General features: G+C 66.5%; 15 protein-coding genes. 9 read left to right on the forward strand and 6 right to left on the reverse strand.

Features of this window, described 5'->3' with window-relative positions:
- Positions 1–60: 60 nt before the first annotated feature.
- From K3M67_RS14565 to K3M67_RS14575, 3 genes are all read right to left on the reverse strand, one after another.
- The gene (locus tag K3M67_RS14565) at positions 61–792 is read right to left on the reverse strand and encodes a thioredoxin domain-containing protein (protein ID WP_285831836.1); all 732 of its coding nucleotides are present in this window, start codon (positions 790–792) and stop codon (positions 61–63) included.
- A 44-nt stretch (positions 793–836) separates the two neighbouring features.
- Positions 837–1,505, reverse strand: coding sequence for a thioredoxin domain-containing protein (locus K3M67_RS14570; RefSeq protein WP_285831837.1), 669 nt, complete (start codon positions 1,503–1,505; stop codon positions 837–839).
- A gap of 98 nt (positions 1,506–1,603) precedes the next feature.
- Positions 1,604–2,146 (reverse strand): DUF721 domain-containing protein, encoded by a 543-nt coding sequence (locus K3M67_RS14575; RefSeq protein WP_066865892.1) that lies wholly within the window; start codon positions 2,144–2,146, stop codon positions 1,604–1,606.
- A gap of 26 nt (positions 2,147–2,172) precedes the next feature.
- On the opposite strand from K3M67_RS14575, the gene K3M67_RS14580 reads away from it, so the two are divergent.
- The 5 genes from K3M67_RS14580 to K3M67_RS14600 all read left to right on the forward strand — a co-directional run bounded on the left by K3M67_RS14580 (position 2,173) and on the right by K3M67_RS14600 (position 7,425).
- The gene (locus tag K3M67_RS14580; protein WP_285831838.1) at positions 2,173–3,234 is read left to right on the forward strand and encodes an A/G-specific adenine glycosylase; all 1,062 of its coding nucleotides are present in this window, start codon (positions 2,173–2,175) and stop codon (positions 3,232–3,234) included.
- Entirely contained in the window at positions 3,221–4,132 is a 912-nt protein-coding gene (nudC, locus tag K3M67_RS14585) for an NAD(+) diphosphatase (protein WP_285831839.1), read from the forward strand. The genes K3M67_RS14580 and nudC overlap by 14 nt, the downstream gene beginning before the upstream one ends.
- A gap of 45 nt (positions 4,133–4,177) precedes the next feature.
- Complete coding sequence (locus tag K3M67_RS14590; RefSeq protein ID WP_285831840.1) at positions 4,178–5,524, forward strand: TldD/PmbA family protein; 1,347 nt, start codon at positions 4,178–4,180, stop codon at positions 5,522–5,524.
- On the forward strand, positions 5,511–6,308 hold the full coding sequence (locus tag K3M67_RS14595; protein WP_066865904.1) for an inositol monophosphatase family protein: 798 nt from the start codon (positions 5,511–5,513) through the stop codon (positions 6,306–6,308). The genes K3M67_RS14590 and K3M67_RS14595 overlap by 14 nt, the downstream gene beginning before the upstream one ends.
- 160 nt (positions 6,309–6,468) lie before the next feature.
- Complete coding sequence (locus K3M67_RS14600; protein WP_285831841.1) at positions 6,469–7,425, forward strand: acyltransferase family protein; 957 nt, start codon at positions 6,469–6,471, stop codon at positions 7,423–7,425.
- 4 nt (positions 7,426–7,429) lie between these two features.
- On the opposite strand, the gene K3M67_RS14605 is transcribed toward K3M67_RS14600, so the two are convergent.
- Together K3M67_RS14605 and purD are read right to left on the reverse strand one after the other, a co-directional pair.
- Positions 7,430–7,981, reverse strand: a complete 552-nt coding sequence (locus tag K3M67_RS14605; protein WP_066865911.1) for a helix-hairpin-helix domain-containing protein — start codon at positions 7,979–7,981, stop codon at positions 7,430–7,432.
- A gap of 103 nt (positions 7,982–8,084) precedes the next feature.
- On the reverse strand, positions 8,085–9,362 hold the full coding sequence (purD, locus tag K3M67_RS14610; RefSeq protein WP_285831842.1) for a phosphoribosylamine--glycine ligase: 1,278 nt from the start codon (positions 9,360–9,362) through the stop codon (positions 8,085–8,087).
- Positions 9,363–9,369: 7 nt separating this feature from the next.
- Between purD and xseA the strand changes: the two genes are divergently transcribed.
- Genes xseA through K3M67_RS14625 form a run of 3 tightly spaced genes read left to right on the forward strand, consistent with a single transcriptional unit; the run spans position 9,370 to position 11,942 of the window.
- Complete coding sequence (gene xseA, locus K3M67_RS14615; RefSeq protein WP_285831843.1) at positions 9,370–10,863, forward strand: exodeoxyribonuclease VII large subunit; 1,494 nt, start codon at positions 9,370–9,372, stop codon at positions 10,861–10,863.
- Between the two features lie 21 nt (positions 10,864–10,884).
- Positions 10,885–11,097, forward strand: coding sequence for a DUF2093 domain-containing protein (locus K3M67_RS14620; RefSeq protein ID WP_066865917.1), 213 nt, complete (start codon positions 10,885–10,887; stop codon positions 11,095–11,097).
- A gap of 11 nt (positions 11,098–11,108) precedes the next feature.
- Positions 11,109–11,942 carry a M23 family metallopeptidase gene (locus tag K3M67_RS14625; RefSeq protein WP_443018187.1) on the forward strand — a complete coding sequence of 278 codons (834 nt, stop codon included), beginning with the start codon at positions 11,109–11,111 and terminating at the stop codon, positions 11,940–11,942.
- A gap of 13 nt (positions 11,943–11,955) precedes the next feature.
- Here the strand turns inward: K3M67_RS14625 and K3M67_RS14630 are convergent, their stop codons facing one another.
- Positions 11,956–12,498, reverse strand: a complete 543-nt coding sequence (locus tag K3M67_RS14630) for a hypothetical protein (RefSeq protein ID WP_066865924.1) — start codon at positions 12,496–12,498, stop codon at positions 11,956–11,958.
- Positions 12,499–12,887: 389 nt separating this feature from the next.
- Here K3M67_RS14630 and K3M67_RS14635 point away from each other — a divergent pair, with 389 nt between their 5' ends.
- Positions 12,888–15,887 carry a TonB-dependent receptor plug domain-containing protein gene (locus K3M67_RS14635; protein ID WP_066865926.1) on the forward strand — a complete coding sequence of 1,000 codons (3,000 nt, stop codon included), beginning with the start codon at positions 12,888–12,890 and terminating at the stop codon, positions 15,885–15,887.
- The last annotated feature ends 65 nt before the right edge of the window (positions 15,888–15,952 follow it).

Raw genomic sequence — 15,952 nt, forward strand, 5'->3', positions numbered from 1 at the left:
GTGGCACACCGCCCCGGTATTCCTATGCGTGAACGCCTGTTTCCGCCCCCCGGCCGCCAATCAGAGTCCCGCTTCCTTGAGCTTTGGCTGGAGCGAGGCCCAGTTGGCGACATTGTCGACCAGCACGCCATTGATCAGGAAGCTGGGCGTGCCCTGGATCTGATATTGGCTGTTGGCCGCCTCGACCCCCTTGGCCAGCTTTTCGGCGGCGGCGGTGTCGGCCAGGCACTGCTTGGCCTGGTCGGCGGAAATGCCGCGCTGCTGGGCATATTCGATCAGTCCGGCGATCTGGGCGATGGCGCCGGGGCGCTGGGCCGGCGGCAACTGTTCCACGCCCTTGAAGGCGGCGTCCTGACCCTGGATTTTCTCGAACATCGCAGTCTGGTTGGCGAAGAACTGTTCCGACAGCGGATAATAGATATCCTTGCCGCCGCATTGCGCCAGCAGCGCGGTGGTGAGGTCGATCGGGTCGCGCACATAGGTGCGGAACTCGAAGTTCATCTTGCCGGTGTCGACCAGCTTCTTGATCTCTTCCGATGCTTCGGCGGCGAAATCGCGGCAATGGCTGCAGGTGTAGGAGCCGAACTCCACCAGCTTGAGCTTGGCGTCGGGATTGCCCATCACAAAATAGCCATCGGGCGTCTGGGCGATGGTTTGCGACCAGCTGGTGCCGGCGGGCGCGGCGACGGCGGCGATGGGTTCACCGGTCGGCTTGGCGCCTTCTTCGCTCTTGCCGCAGGCGGCGAGCGTCAGGCTGAGGGCGATGAGGGCAATAGCGGAAACGGCTTTCACGACGGGCGGGGCTCCGATGATGGACGATATGAAGCGGGTTTAGATCAGCGCGCGGCGGGGGGCAATGCGGCCTGCAGAATCGACCAGGTCGATCCCTCCACCCGAGTGCCGTTGACGGTGAAGCCCGGTGTGCCGCCGATCTTCACCTTGTTCCACGCCTCGTCCGTCATGGCGAGGATCTGCTTCATCGCCTGCGGGTTGGCGATGCAGGCATCGAGCTGGGCATTGGTGAAGCCGCGCTTGTTCATCAGCCCATAGAGGCCGGTCTTCTGCCCGATGTCGCGCATGGCCGCCGTCTGGTCGGCGGACTTGGTGGCGTCGCGATCATAGGTTTCAAGCTGCTCCATCCAGGCGCTCTGGTTGGCGAACAGCGCCTCGTGATTGCCCATGAAGCGGGCCGGGCCGCCGCAGCGGGCGAGCAGTGCGGCGGTCAGGTCATATTTGTCCCGCACGGCGTTGCGTATTTCGACGCCGACCTTCCCGCCCTTCACATATTGCGTCTTGAGCGGGGCGCTCGCCTCGCCGACGAAATGGGCGCAGTGCGAACAAGTATAGCTTACATATTCGACCAGCTTGGTCGGCGCGGCGGGATTGCCCATATAATGGCCGCCGATCGGGGACAGCACGACCCGGCTCACCCAATTGGCGGCGGGCGCCGCGACCAAGGTGGCAGGAACGGCGAGCAGGGCGAGCGGCAGGAGCGATTTCTTCATGGGCCGGGTCCGTAGGTGAAGGCGGCTGAACGACAGCCTAATCATTTTGTCTCGTGCGATTTCCCGGCGACCAGCAGTGCCATCTGACGTGAAATCGCTCAGTTGATCTTGGGCAAGCCGCTGCTGTTGGCAAGCCCCTGCGCCAGCGATTCGAGCACGGCGCGCAGTTCGGGGTCGCCGATGTCGCGCAGCGAATCGCCCAGTTCGACCGGAATGGGTCGTAAATTCCGGGGCGGCGGGCGGCGTTCGGCGGTGGCGGGCAATATGTCGCCCTGGCGCATCGCGACCTTGGCGACGGCGGCGTAGCCGAAGAAGCGGTTCACCCGGTCGATAATGTCAGGCAACACATGCTGGACCATCGGCGCATGGCCGCTCATGACGGTGAGTTGCAGCGTGCCGCCGGCCTTCTGACCTACCGGGAAGCGGATCGATTCGGGCGCGGTAATGGCGGCATAATGCGGCCCGACAATCTCCGGCCAGCGGGTGACGATGCTCGACTGGACGAAGCCGAACTTGCGAAAGGCGGCGCGGCCGATGTCCGGCATCAGGTCGGCGATCCGGCGCGGCGCGCCGAGACGTGGGCGTTCCTCGGCCGACAGCTTGCGATTCTTCATTTTCGGGGGGACCGGGCGTTCCGTCATAGCTCGCTTAATGGCATAGCGCCGCCATGCACGTCGAGGGTAGAGACAGAAAAATCGCGGACGACCTGCTCGTCCATTATGACGTCCATGCCCGCCGCCTGCCCTGGCGCGCGCCGCCGGGGGCGAACGCCGCCGATCCCTATCGGGTGTGGCTGTCGGAAGTGATGCTGCAACAGACGACGGTGGCGGCGGTCGGCCCCTATTATGCGAAATTCACCGATCGCTGGCCGACGGTTGGGGATCTGGCCGCGAGCGAGGACGCCGACCTGATGGCCGCCTGGGCAGGGCTGGGCTATTATGCCCGCGCGCGTAACCTGCTGGCCTGCGCGCGGGCGGTCGTGCGCGACCATGGCGGACGCTTTCCCGATACGGAGGATCGGCTGCGCGCCCTGCCAGGGGTGGGCGCCTATACCGCCGCCGCCGTGGCCGCCATCGCCTTCGGCCGGCGTGCGGTTGTGGTCGACGCCAATGTCGAGCGCGTGGTGGCGCGGCTGTTCGCGATCGATACGCCGTTGCCCGCCGCTCGGCCGCAAATTCGCGCTGCGGCCGACCGGATCACGCCCGATGCGCGCGCCGGCGACTTCGCCCAGGCCATGATGGACCTGGGGGCGACTATCTGCACCCCGCGCAATCCGGCTTGCGGCATCTGTCCGCTGCGGCAGGATTGCGCGGCCTTCCTGACCGCCGATCCCGCCGCCTTCCCGGTCAAGGCGGCGAAGAAGGCGAAACCGCATCGCCTGGGCCATGGCTGGTGGATCGAGCGCGACGGCCATGTCTGGCTGGTACGCCGCGCCGACAAGGGGCTGCTGGGCGGAATGCGCGCGCTGCCCAGTTCCGACTGGAGCGCCGCGCCCGACTCAACGCCGCCCATTCCCGCGCGCTGGACGACCATCGATGAGCCCGTCGCCCATGTCTTTACCCATTTCTCACTGGCGCTGCGCATCCATCATGCCCATGTGGAGGCGGGAGTGACGCCCGAAGGCGACGGCGCGTGGTGGCCGATCGCACGGATCGGCGAGGCCGGGCTGCCGACCCTGTTCGCCCGCGCGGCCGAGGCGGTGAGGAAGGAGAAACATGCACGGGACTGAGATGCGCAAGCTGCCGGGATTTGTCGGCGGGACGCTGGACCGGGTGGACCATATCCGAACCAATGCCGCGCTGCTGGCGGAAAGCTTCGCGAACCCGGCGACCCGACTGTTGCTGCTGGACGGCTTGGATCCGGTCGAGGCGGATGGACATCTGCTGCTGGAGCCGCTGCCGCACGATGCGCGGATCGAGGATCATGTGTTGCTGGGCATCGACCCTGCGGGCAGGCCGATCTTTGCCCGGCTGATCGCCGACCTCGGCCCCGGCCTGTTCCCGACGCCGCGCAGCCGCGCCATCGTCGACCTGGTGCCGGCCGAGGAGGTCGCGCTCTACGGCACGGCGCGCAGCCTGGTCCATTGGCACGCGCGGCATCGCTTTTGTTCGGTTTGCGGAGCGGCGACGGAATCCGTCAAGGCGGGTTGGTCGCGCAAATGCGATGAGTGTGGGGCCGAGCATTTTCCGCGCACCGATCCGGTGGTCATCATGCTGGCCGAACATCGGGGGCGGGTGCTGCTGGGTCGCCAGCATAGCTGGCCGGCGGGCCGCTATTCGGCGCTGGCGGGCTTCGTCGAGCCTGGCGAGACGATCGAGGAGGCAGTGGCGCGCGAACTCCATGAGGAAGCGGGCGTGCGTGTCCATGATGTCCGCTACGTCATGAGCCAGCCCTGGCCCTTCCCTTCCTCGCTGATGATCGCCTGCTTCGCGGAGGCGGATGACGAGGCGCTGACCCTCGATCCGACCGAGATCGAGGATGCCTTCTGGTGCGATGCGGACGGCGTCCGCGCAGCACTGGCCGGCGATCCCGATGCGCCCTTCCTCCCGCCGCCGCCGATGGCCGTCGCCTGGCATCTGCTCGACCGCTGGCTTGCGACGGTTGTCCCTGCGGACGCAAGCGCGTAAGGCCATGCCCCTTACTTTCTTCCATTCAAGGACTATCTCCGCTCCATGCTCAGCCTAGAAGAAGCCCAGTCGCGCGCGCAGGATCTGGTCAGCGCCGCGCGCCAGGCGGGCGCGGATGCGGCCGACGCCATCTACGCCTGCAACGCATCGACCAACGTGTCGGTGCGTCTCGGCGCACTGGAGGATGTCGAGCGGTCCGAAGGCGAGGAGATCGGCCTGCGCGTCTTCATCGGCCAGCGTTCCGCCAGCATTTCCGCGTCGGACATGAACCCTGCGACGCTGTCGACTCTGGTCGATCGCTGCATAGCGATGGCGCGGGAGGCACCCGAAGACCCCTATGCCGGGCTGGCACCAGAGGATCGGTTGCTCAGGAAGCGGCCTCCTTCGCTCGATCTGACCGACGAGGAAGAGCCGGAACCCGCGGCCCTGCGCGAACGCGCGCTGATCGCCGAAGAGGCGGCGCGAGGCGTTCCGGGTATCACCAACAGTGAAGGCGGCGGCGCGTCGAGCGGACGCAGCCAGATGGCGCTCGCGACCAGCCACGGCTTTGCCGGCGCCTATGCCGGGACCAGCCATGCGACCTGGGCCAGCGTGCTAGCCGGCGCCGGCGCGGACATGCAGCGCGATCATGCCAGCCACAGCGTCCGGCACCTGGAAGACCTGGACGATGCCGAAGCGATCGGTATCCGCGCCGGCCAGCGCGCAGTGGCGCGGCTCAATCCGGTCAAGGTCGAAAGCGGCGTCATGCCGGTGATCTTCGACCCGCGCATCGGCTCCAGTCTGCTCGGCCATCTGATCGGCGGGATGGTCGGCCCGGCGATCGCCCGCCGGTCGAGCTTCCTGCTCGAGATGCTGGGCCAGGCGATCTTCGATTCCGGTGTGACCATCATCGACGACCCGCTGTTGCCGCGCGGGCTGCGCTCGCGCCCCTTCGATGGCGAAGGTCTGCCGGTCGAACGGCGCGCGCTGATCGACAAGGGCGTGCTGACCGGCTGGCTGATGGACAGCGCGTCGGCACGGCAGCTGGGCCTGGAACCCACCGGCCATGCCAGCCGGGGCGGCAGCGGCGCGCCAGGCGCCAGCGTCACCAACGTCCATATGGCGGCGGGCGGCGTGTCGCCGGGCGACCTGATGGCGGATGTGAAGCGCGGCCTCTACGTCACCGAACTGATCGGCATGGGCGTCAATGGCGTCACCGGCGACTATAGCCGGGGGGCGGCAGGCTTCCTGATCGAAAATGGGGCGGTGGCGCACGCGGTGTCGGAAATCACCATCGCCGGCAATCTGAAGGATATGTTCCGGGCGCTGGTACCCGCCAACGACCTCCAGTTCCGATACGCCATGAACGTGCCGACGCTGCGCATCGACGGGATGACCGTTGCCGGGGGATGACGCCCATCTGCGCGCTGTCGTGTCCGCCGTGGCGGATGCGGCCGACCATGCGCTGACCCTCTGGGCAGGTGGGGAAACCCGCGTGCGCCAGTGGGAAAAGGTGCCTGGCCATCCGGTCTGCGAAGCCGACCTGGCCGTCGACGCTCTGCTACGCCAGCGGCTGGCGGAGATTGATCCGCAGGCGGGCTGGCTGTCGGAGGAGACGGCCGACACGGTACATCGGCTGGGCGTGTCGCGTGTCTGGGTAGTCGACCCGATCGATGGCACGCGCGACTATCTGCGTGGACGGCCGGGCTGGGCGGTTTCGGTGGCGCTGGTCGAGGACGGAGCGGTCAAGCTCGGCATCCTTGCGGCACCGGCGCGCAACGAATTGTGGATCGCCCAGGCGGGGCTGGGTGCGACCCGCAATGGCCTTTCGCTGCGCGCAGGGGCGCGGACCGACCTGCCGGGCGCCCGCGTGCCCGCCGATCAGCTGCCGCGCGCCGACCGTGACCTGACCGTCGTCGAAAAGCCCAATAGCATCGCGCTGCGCATGGCGATGGTCGCTGCCGACGAGGCCGATCTGGTCGCGACGGTGCGCTGGGGCAATGAATGGGATGTCGCGGCGGCTGCGCTGATCTGCGCGGAAGCAGGGGCGATGGTTACCGATGCGCTCGGCGATGCGCTGCGCTTCAACCGGCCCCAGCCCACCGCCTTCGGCCTGCTGTGCGCCGCACCCGGCATCCATGCCGCCGCGGTCGACCGATTGATGCCGCGCGCGCGGGAAATATTGGCCCGGGATTAGGCGACCCTGGGGCGTTTTCCCCAGACTGGATCGATACCGGCGAAATGCGCCAAGCCCCGCGGAGTGCGGCGGCAGGCCCTGTCATGATCCATTCACCAATTGTGTTAAGCCGATGGCGCCGCCGTCCGTCTATAGGGGTGTTGGGGCATTGGAGTCGGGGGTGGGAAAAAATCCGTCAGTCGATCTGCTGAAGGGCGCGCTGATCCTGTTCGTCATGATCGGCCATGCCATGGAGATCACGCATCAGCAGCATCCGATCCTGTGGATCGGGGCGGGCTTTCGTATGCCCCTGATGATCGGCATTTCGGGCTATCTGCTCAACTTGGCGGCACTGCGCGCGGCATCGACACGGCAATTGTTCGCCCGCTATGGCCGGCGGATGCTGATTCCCTGGGGCGTGGCGATGCTGGTCTATGTCATGGCCGGCGGGTGGCCGGTCGGCTGGACGGCCCCGATCGATCTGCTGCTGCTGCCCCCCTTCCACCTCTGGTATGTCCCGGTATTGTTCTTCCTGGTGATGCTGGCGCGGCTGATCCCATCGCCGCCGATCCTGCTGCTCGCCATCGGCACGCCTGTCAGCCTGTTCATCATGGCGAGTTTCGGACTGAACCACGGCGCGATCGGCACCGCGCCGCTGGCGCTGGACAGCCGGTTCCTGAGCTATCCGGTCTATTTCTTCTTCGGCATGGTCATCGCGGAGCGGGAGATGCCCAAACGCTATCTGGCGGTTGCGCTGTTGGTGGCGGGACTGGGCATGAGTTGGTGGTCAGGGCTGGCAAGCGGCGCCAGCCCGGTGACCTTGATGGCGGCGCGGCTGTTGATGTGCCTGGGGCTGATCGCGTTGCTGCCGGCAATTTCGGCCCTGCAGCTGCGCCTGGCGCCGCTCAACGCCATCGGGCGCGAGAGCCTCTTCTTTTACCTCTGGCATCCCATGGCCATGGCGCTTCTAATGGCCGGCGGAACCGGGACGGCGGGATTGCTGACGCTCGCAGTCCCCGGCCTTTTTCTCGCCAGCCGGGCGATCATGCGTCTGCCCGAGCTGGGACGGATGCTGGGCGCCGCGCCGTTGCAGAGCGCTCCGCCTCCTTCAACCGCGCCCGTGGTTCAGACCGTCTGAGTGCTCAGAGCTTGCCATATTTGGCTTCGAAACCGGCGATATCGCCGGCGGCCAGATATCTCGCTTGGTCGATCCACTGATCGCGCACGGGGCGGCCCCTGAAATTACCCAGCTTGGTGTCGATCGTGGCGATGTCGGTGTCGGACCAGGCCGCGATCTGGGCATAGCGGGTGACGCCCAGTTCGATCAGCAGCGTCTTGAGCTTGGGACCGACACCCTTGAGCCTGAGCAGATCGTCTACCTCGCCATCCAGTGTCGTGACGGCCGGGGAGGCCGGGACGGGCTGGGCGGGGGCGACCGGCGGCGCCACGTCCGCAATGGCCGGCGCGGGCTGCGCGGCTTCTGGGGCCAAGACCGGAGCCGGTGCGGGATCGACATCCGCAGTCGCGACAGCGGGCGCTTGGGGCTTCGGTTCCGCGATCGGGGGCGGGGCGACCGGCGCCATCGGCGCGTCGACATGCGTCCCGCGCTTGCCTGACAGAAGGAAGATGAGGCCAATGACGACCAGCAGCGCGATCAGCAGCCACAGGCCATAGTCCATGAAGAATTCCTGCATCGAGCATCGTCTCCCTGTTTGCGTGTCTGGCTCTATTTAATGACGCTTGCGGGCAGGGGGCAAGGGCGTCACGCCTTTTCGCCCGCGACCTCCCGCCAGCCCCCTATCGCGCCTCGCGCGCGACCTCGCGCCAGCCAATGTCACGGCGGCAGAAGCCGGTCGGGAAATCGATGGCGTCCACCGCCGCATAGGCGGCAGCTTGTGCCGCGCTTACCGTGTCACCGGTGGCGGTGACGTTGAGCACGCGCCCGCCATTGGCGACCAGCACGCCGTCGCTGTCGGCGGTGCCGGCATGGAACACCTTGGCGCCGTTCTGTTCCGCCGCATCGATCCCGCCGATCGCGCCGCCCTTTTCCGGCGTGCCCGGATAGCCGTTCGCCGCCATGACGATGGTGAGCGCGGTGCGATCGGCCAGTTGCACTGGGCCCTGCTCCGCCAGCCTGCCCTGCGCCACGGCGATCAGCAGGTCGACCAGATCGCCGTCGAAGCGGGTCATCAGAACCTGGCATTCCGGGTCGCCGAAGCGGGCATTATATTCGATCAGCTTCGGCCCTTCGGCGGTCAGCATAAGACCGGCATAGAGGACGCCCGAATAGGGGATGCCCTCCGCCGCCAGCGTGTCGACGGTCGGCTTGATGATCGTTTCGATCACCAGAGCCTCCAGTTCGGGCGTCAGCACCCGCGCGGGGCTGTAGGCGCCCATGCCGCCGGTATTGGGGCCGGTGTCGCCGTCGCCGACGCGCTTGTGATCCTGCGCCGAGCCGAAAGGCAGGATGGCGGTGCCGTCGGTGAGGGCGAAGAAGCTCGCTTCCTCGCCGGTCATATATTCTTCGAGCACGACTTCCTCGCCCGCCGCGCCGAACGCGCCGGAGAACATCGAATCCAGCGCCTCCAGCGCCTCATCGCGGGTTTCCGCGATGATGACGCCCTTGCCTGCCGCCAGGCCATCCGCCTTGATGACCACCGGCAGCGCGAAATCGTCCAGCGCGGCGATCGCGCCATCCTTGCTGGTCACGCGAACATAGGCCGCGGTCGGGATGTTAGCGCGCCGGCACAGATCCTTGGTGAAGCCCTTGGACCCTTCCAGCTGCGCGGGCTTCTTGTTGGGACCGAAGACCGGAACGCCCATGGTGCGCAGATTGTCGGCGAGGCCGTCGACCAGCGGTGCTTCCGGCCCGATCACCACCAGCCCGATCGAATGGCGGGTGCAGAAATCCAGCACCGCGCGATGATCCGTGGCTTCGAGGTCGACCAATATCGCGTGCTGGGCTATGCCCGGATTGCCCGGCGCGGCATAGAGGGTCGACAGCCGGGGCGATTGCGCCAGCTTCCACGCCAGCGCATGTTCGCGGCCGCCGCCGCCAAGCAAAAGGATGTTCATCTCGCCCATGTCCCCGGAATTTGATGCCTATGACAGTTCGGGCCGCCTGTTAGCCGAGGAACGGGCGGGGGACAACGCGCCGCCGCTCAGTGTCAGTGAATTGTCGGGCCTGCTCAAGCGCACGGTCGAGGACCGGTTCGGCCATGTGCGGCTGCGCGGCGAGATTTCCGGCTTCAAACGTGCGGCGTCGGGGCATCTCTATCTTGCGCTCAAGGACGATAATGCCGTCATCGACGGGGTGATGTGGAAGGGCGGGGCGCAGCGGCTGGCCTTCGCGCCGCAGGACGGCGTCGAGGTAATCGCCACCGGCAAGCTGACCACCTATCCCGGCCGGTCCAAATATCAGCTCGTGATCGAGCGGATGGAGTTGGCCGGCGAAGGCGCGTTGATGGCGCTGCTGGAAAAGCTGAAGGCGAAGCTGGCAGGGGAAGGGCTGTTCGCGCCCGAACGCAAGAAGCCCCTGCCTTTCCTGCCGCGCACGATCGGCGTCGTGACGTCGCCCACCGGCGCGGTGATCCGCGACATTCTCCATCGGCTGGCGGATCGTTGCCCGACCAATGTGCTGCTCTGGCCCGTGCTGGTGCAGGGGCAGGGCGCGGCCGAGCAGGTGGCGCGCGCGGTGCGCGGCTTTTCCGCCATGGATGGCAGCGGCCCGTTGCCCCGGCCAGACCTGGTGATCGTGGCGCGGGGCGGCGGATCGATCGAGGATCTGTGGAGCTTCAACGAGGAGATCGTCGTGCGGGCCGTCGCCGATTGCACCATCCCGATCATTTCGGCGGTGGGGCATGAGACCGACACGACGCTGTGCGACTATGCCGCCGACCGCCGCGCGCCCACGCCCACCGCAGCGGCGGAAATGGCGGTGCCGGTGCGGGCGGACTTGCTGGCGGGCCTTGCCGAAATGGGCCTGAGGGCTGGGCGCGCGGTCCGGCGCGGCGCGGCGCAGGCGCGGGAAAGGCTGGAGATGCAGGCGCGGCTGATGCCGACGCCCGACACCCTGCTGGCGCCGCAGCGGCAGCGGCTCGACCAGCTGTCCGACGGACTGGTCAGCGGTCTGCGTCATCGCCTCGCCGATGCGCGCGCGCAACTGGGGCAGGCAGGCGGCGCGCTGCGGCCGGCGCTGCTCGGTCAGCAGCTTCAGCGCGGGCGCGAACGGCTCGACCGATTGCGCCTGCGGCCCGATTATCTGCTGCGCGTGCATCGCGACTGCGCCACGGCATTCGACCGGGTGTCGCGCCATTTCGCCTCGCTCGATCCCGACCTGCCGCTCCAGCGCGGCTATGCGCGGGTGATGGCCGGCGGGCGGCTGGTGGAATCCGTGGCGGCGGCGCAGGCGGCGGGCCGGGTGACGCTGCACTTTCGCGACGGCACGGTGGACGCGGTGGTGGGTCAGGCGGGCGAGCCGCTTGAGAAGAGCGCATCGAGCGCTATATCGGCTTCGTCCCGTCCCGTTCGCAAGCCGCGTGAAGCGGGCGAAGGGCAGCAGGATCTTTTTTCCTGACGCCGTGAAGAGAGACCGACCATGTTGATGTCCAACCGAGACCGGATCGCCCGGCTCCATTATATGGCCTACAGCTTTCGCGTGCTCCAGGCCGGCGACCATGTCGTCTGCGCCGTGACCGGGCAGCGGATCGCGCTGGAGGATCTGCGCTATTGGAGCATCGCCCGGCAGGAACCCTATGCCAGCGCCCAGGCTTCGGTGCAGGCGGAGTTGCAGGCCGACCACGCCGGATGAAGGCGATCGCGATGGCTCTGCTGGCCCTGTTGCCGGCGGCCGGGATGGCCGCGCCTGTGTCGCCCGCCATGGTAAGCCCCGATTTCCGGCTGGACGGCCCGCTGATGCAGGGCGGGGCGGTGACCGGCACCGCGCCGGCAGGCACGATCGCCCTGCATCTGGGGGAGCAGGCGGTGCCGGTCGACGCCGATGGCCGTTTCCTCATCGCCTTCGACCGGGACGCCGCCCCTGTCGCGCGCTTGTTCGCGCGCCTCGCCGATGGCCGGGCGATCGAGCGACAGTTGACCATCATGCCGCGTGACTGGCGGATCGAAAGGGTGAATGCGCCGCTTCGCCCCACGCGCAGCACCGAAGCCTTCCTGGCGCTGCGCAAGCCCGAGCTGGAGGCGATCGCCGCCGCCCGCGCGACAGCGACGGACGCGCAGGGCTGGCGGCAACGCTTCATCTGGCCCCGCACGGGCCGCATATCCGGCCTGTTCGGATCGCAGCGAATCTATCAGGGCCAGCCGGGCGCCTATCATGGCGGCGTCGATGTCACTGGCGGGACCGGGGCGCCGGTGGTGGCGCCGGCCGATGGCGTCGTCATCCTCGCGGCGGTGGACAAGCCCTTCACGCTGGAAGGGCATCTGCTGATGATCGACCATGGCCATGGTCTCAACAGCGCCTTCCTGCACCTGTCGCGGATCGACGTGAAGCCGGGCGATCATGTGTCGCGGGGGCAGCGCATCGGCGCGGTCGGCGCGACCGGGCGCGCCACCGGCCCGCACCTTCACTGGGGCATGAAATGGCATGACGCGCGGATCGACCCGCTGCTGATCGCGGGGCCGATGCCGCAGACCGAATGACCCGACTGAGAGGTCAGCCCACCCGCTTCATCCGCACCGCGCGTCCGCCCTCGACCTTGCCCATGAAGCTGCCCATGGCCGCGCGATGGATTTCGATCATCTGCCCGACCTTGGGATCGCGGCCGGTGATCGCCTCGGTCGTCATCCACTGTGCGCCGTCCTCAAGGCCGATCTGCCACTTGCCATAGCCCAGGCTGCGCAGCGTGCCGATCTTCGCCTCGATATGGCTGAAGCCTTCCTCCTGCTTCACCTCGTCCTTGTCATCGCCATCCCCCAGGAAGGGCAATTTGGGGAAGGAAAAGCCGAACAGCGTCTTGCGCGTCTTGTTGAGTTCGCTCTTGTCCAGCACCACCACCTCGTCACGCTGGGCGGCGGCATCCATGGTGGCGACCTGCCGGTCGAAACAGGCGAGGCGTTCGGCATCGCTGGCGATGGTCCGGCACTGGAGCAGATTGGTGAAGATCTCCGGCCGGGGCTGCTGCTTGGGGGCGGCCCCCGCCTGCCCGGCGATGAGGCAAAGAGGCGCCATCACTATCCAGCCACGCTTGCCGATCATGTCCCAATCTCCTTCGCCCCAGTCCGGTCTGGCGCACCATGCACCCGCCGGAAGCAAGGTCAATATCCGCCGCGCCGGGCGATGGCCTGCCGGTGAAGCCACAAATGATCCCCTTGGCCGGGGGTGATTGCATTAATGCTACAGCCTCTTGTAAATTCGTGAAACAATCTTGCAACACAATCGTAAAACAGCGGGGTTCGGCGCTTGTTGCATTTATGATACAGCCTTCTTCAAAAGCGGCTTTCCGGCTTTTCCCCTGCTTTACAGCGCCCTGAACCCCGCGCAGTTTCCCGCAATCCAAATGGGGGGACGCTGTCGGGCACCATTCCCTCCATAGGTGACAAGCTAGTGGCAGGCATCTGCCAAACTCCAGAGCAAGGGACTGGACAGTGAAAACATTTTCGAAAAGGGCACTTCTGCGTGCCAGCGCCGCTCCGGCGATCCTGAGCGCGTCGCTGATCGCGACCGCCGCGTTCGCGCAGGACGCGCCCCAGGCGGCCGAAGCCGCCGAAGGCGACACCATCATCGTCACGGGTTCGCTTATCAAGAACCCGAACCTTGCCCGTTCGACCCCCGTCACCGCCACCACGGCCGACCAGATCGAACTGAAGCAGAACAACACCGCCGAAGAAATTCTGCGTGAAATTCCCGGTATCGTTCCCAGCATCGGTTCGGCCGTCAACAACGGCAATGGCGGCGCTTCGTTCGTCAACCTGCGCGGCCTGGGTTCCAACCGCAACATCGTGCTGATCGACGGCAACCGCCTGGTGCCTGCCGAACTGAACGGCCGTTTCGACCTCAACAACATTCCGCTGGCCCTGATCGACCGCGTCGACGTGCTGACCGGCGGCGCTTCGACCACCTATGGCGCGGACGCCATTTCGGGTGTCGTCAACTTCGTCACCAAGTCGGACTTCTCGGGCCTGGAAGCCAATATCGCCAACCAGCTGACGGAAGAGGCCGACGGCCATTATATCCGTGCGGACCTGACGCTCGGCGCCAATTTCGATGACGGCCGCGGCAATGTGGTCTTCTCGGTCGGCTACCAGCAGTCGGACCCGGTCTACCAGGGCGATCGTCCCTTCTCGGCCTTCTCGATCGACTCCTTCACCGGCGCCAACGGCGGTTCGGGCACGTCGACCCCGTCGCGCTTCACCAACGTGAACACGACCGGTGCGGATTCGATCACCACGGGTTGTGGCCTGGCTGGACAGCCGGCCTGTAACACCGTTCAGGGCAACCGTCAGGTGACGGCCGCCGGTGGCGCCTTCCGTCCGACCTCGGCCTTCGACGCCTACAACTTCAACCCCTTCAACATCTTCCAGACGCCGTTCGAGCGCTTCAACATGTACGGCGCGGGCCGTTATGAAGTCAGCGACGCTGTGGAAGTCTATACGCGCGGCATCTTCTCGAAGAACACCGTCAGCACCATCATCGCCCCGTCGGGCGCGTTCGGCATCTCCGTCGTCGTTCCGCTGAGCAACCCCTATCTGTCGGCTGCCCAGCGCAACGCCTTCTGCGCATTCGACACCACCCCGGGAGCCGGCTACACGCCGCTCTTCACGCAGGCCCAGTGCAATGCCGCTGCCACTGCAACCGATCCGACCGATCCCAATTATAAAACGGTCACAACCACCCTGTCGCGTCGTGCGACCGAACTGGGTCCGCGCGTCTCCGACTTCACCACCACCTTCTTCGACTATCGCATTGGCGCCCGTGGCGGCATCACCGACTCGATCGACTGGGATCTGTCGGGCAGCTACGGCGAATCCGAGAATATCCAGACCCAGCAGGGCTACTGGCTGAACTCGCGCGTCCGTCAGGCGCTGCTGGCGACCAACACGTCGACCTGCCTGACCGACACCAATGGCTGCGTACCGCTCAACGTGTTCGGTCCGGACGGCTCGATCACCGCCGCGCAGAACGCGTTCCTGACCGCCAACAGCCAGGTCGCGACCAAGACCACGCTGTCTCAGGTCAAGGGCACGATCAGCGGCGACGTCGGCTTTGCAGCCCCCTGGGCGACCGACAGCATCGCGTTCGCGCTTGGTGCCGAATATCGCAAATATGGCGCGTCGCAGGAATCCGACCTGCTGTCGCAGTCGGGTGATCTGGGCGGCGCCGGCGGCGCGGCGCCGAACATCGACGGCGGCTATGACGTCTATGAAGCCTATGGCGAAATCATCCTGCCGCTGGTGCAGGACAAGCCCTTCTTCCAGGATCTGACCGTGGAAGCCGGCATCCGCTACTCCGACTACAGCGTCGATGGCGGTTCGGGCTACAACACGACCACCTGGAAGGTGGCCGGCAACTGGACGCCGGTGGACGGCATCAAGTTCCGCGGCAACTATTCGCGCGCGGTTCGTGCCCCGAACATCGCCGAACTGTTCGCACCGGTGAACACCACCCTGACCAACCTGGACAGCGATCCCTGCGCCGGCGTCGCGCCGACCCAGAATGCCAATCTGGCGGCTGTCTGTATCGCCCAGGGTGCTACTGCGGCGCAGCTCGGTTCGATCATCAACGATCCGGCCGGCCAGGTGAACTCGACGGGCGGCGGCAACCTCGCCCTCGGTCCGGAAAAGTCGAACAGCTGGGGCCTGGGCGTCACCTTGCAGCCGAGCGCGCTGCCGGGCTTCAGCCTGACGGTCGATTATTACAACATCAAGATCACGGGTGCGATCACCAACCCGACGCCTGATGACGTGATTTCGGCCTGCTTCGACAACATCACCGCCGCTAGCGCGACCGACCCGGCCTGCACCGGCATCCGCCGTGATCCGTCGACCGGCGCGTTGTTCGGCGAAGCCGCTGTGGTGGGTGGTCTGCCGCAGACTCTGTCGAACCTTGGCAAGCTGGCCACCGACGGCATCGACGTTCAGCTGAACTATCAGAAGGATGTTGGTTTCGCGAAGTGGGCGCTGACCGCCAACGGCAACTGGACGAACAGCTCGACCTTCCAGGCGACCCCGACGTCGATCAACCGCGAGTGCGTGGGCCTCTATTCGGTCAACTGCGCGTCGATCCAGCCGGAATTCTCCTGGTCGGTCCGCAACACCCTCTCGTTCGAGTCGGTCGATCTGTCGCTCCTGTGGCGCTATATCGACGGCGTGAAATATGAGGATGGCGACGCCTTCGTCGGAACGCTGAACGGCAAGGACGTGAACTTCAACACGATCCCCGCCGAACATTATTTCGACCTGACCAGCCGTTTCCATGTGAGCGACGAAGTGACGATCACCATGACCGTCCAGAACCTGCTGGACAACCAGCCCAAGGTCGTCGGCAACACGATCGGTTCGACCAGCTACAACAGCGGCAACGTCTATCCGTCGACCTACGACGCGCTGGGCCGCCGCTACACGGTCGCCGCCAAGCTGCGCTTCTGATCGGCGCATCAGGCATGAGAAAGAAGGGGCCGGTGGCAACACCGGCCCCTTTTTCATGGGCGCGA

Source organism: Sphingobium sp. V4 (genome assembly GCF_029590555.1).
Taxonomy (GTDB): Bacteria; Pseudomonadota; Alphaproteobacteria; order Sphingomonadales; family Sphingomonadaceae; genus Sphingobium.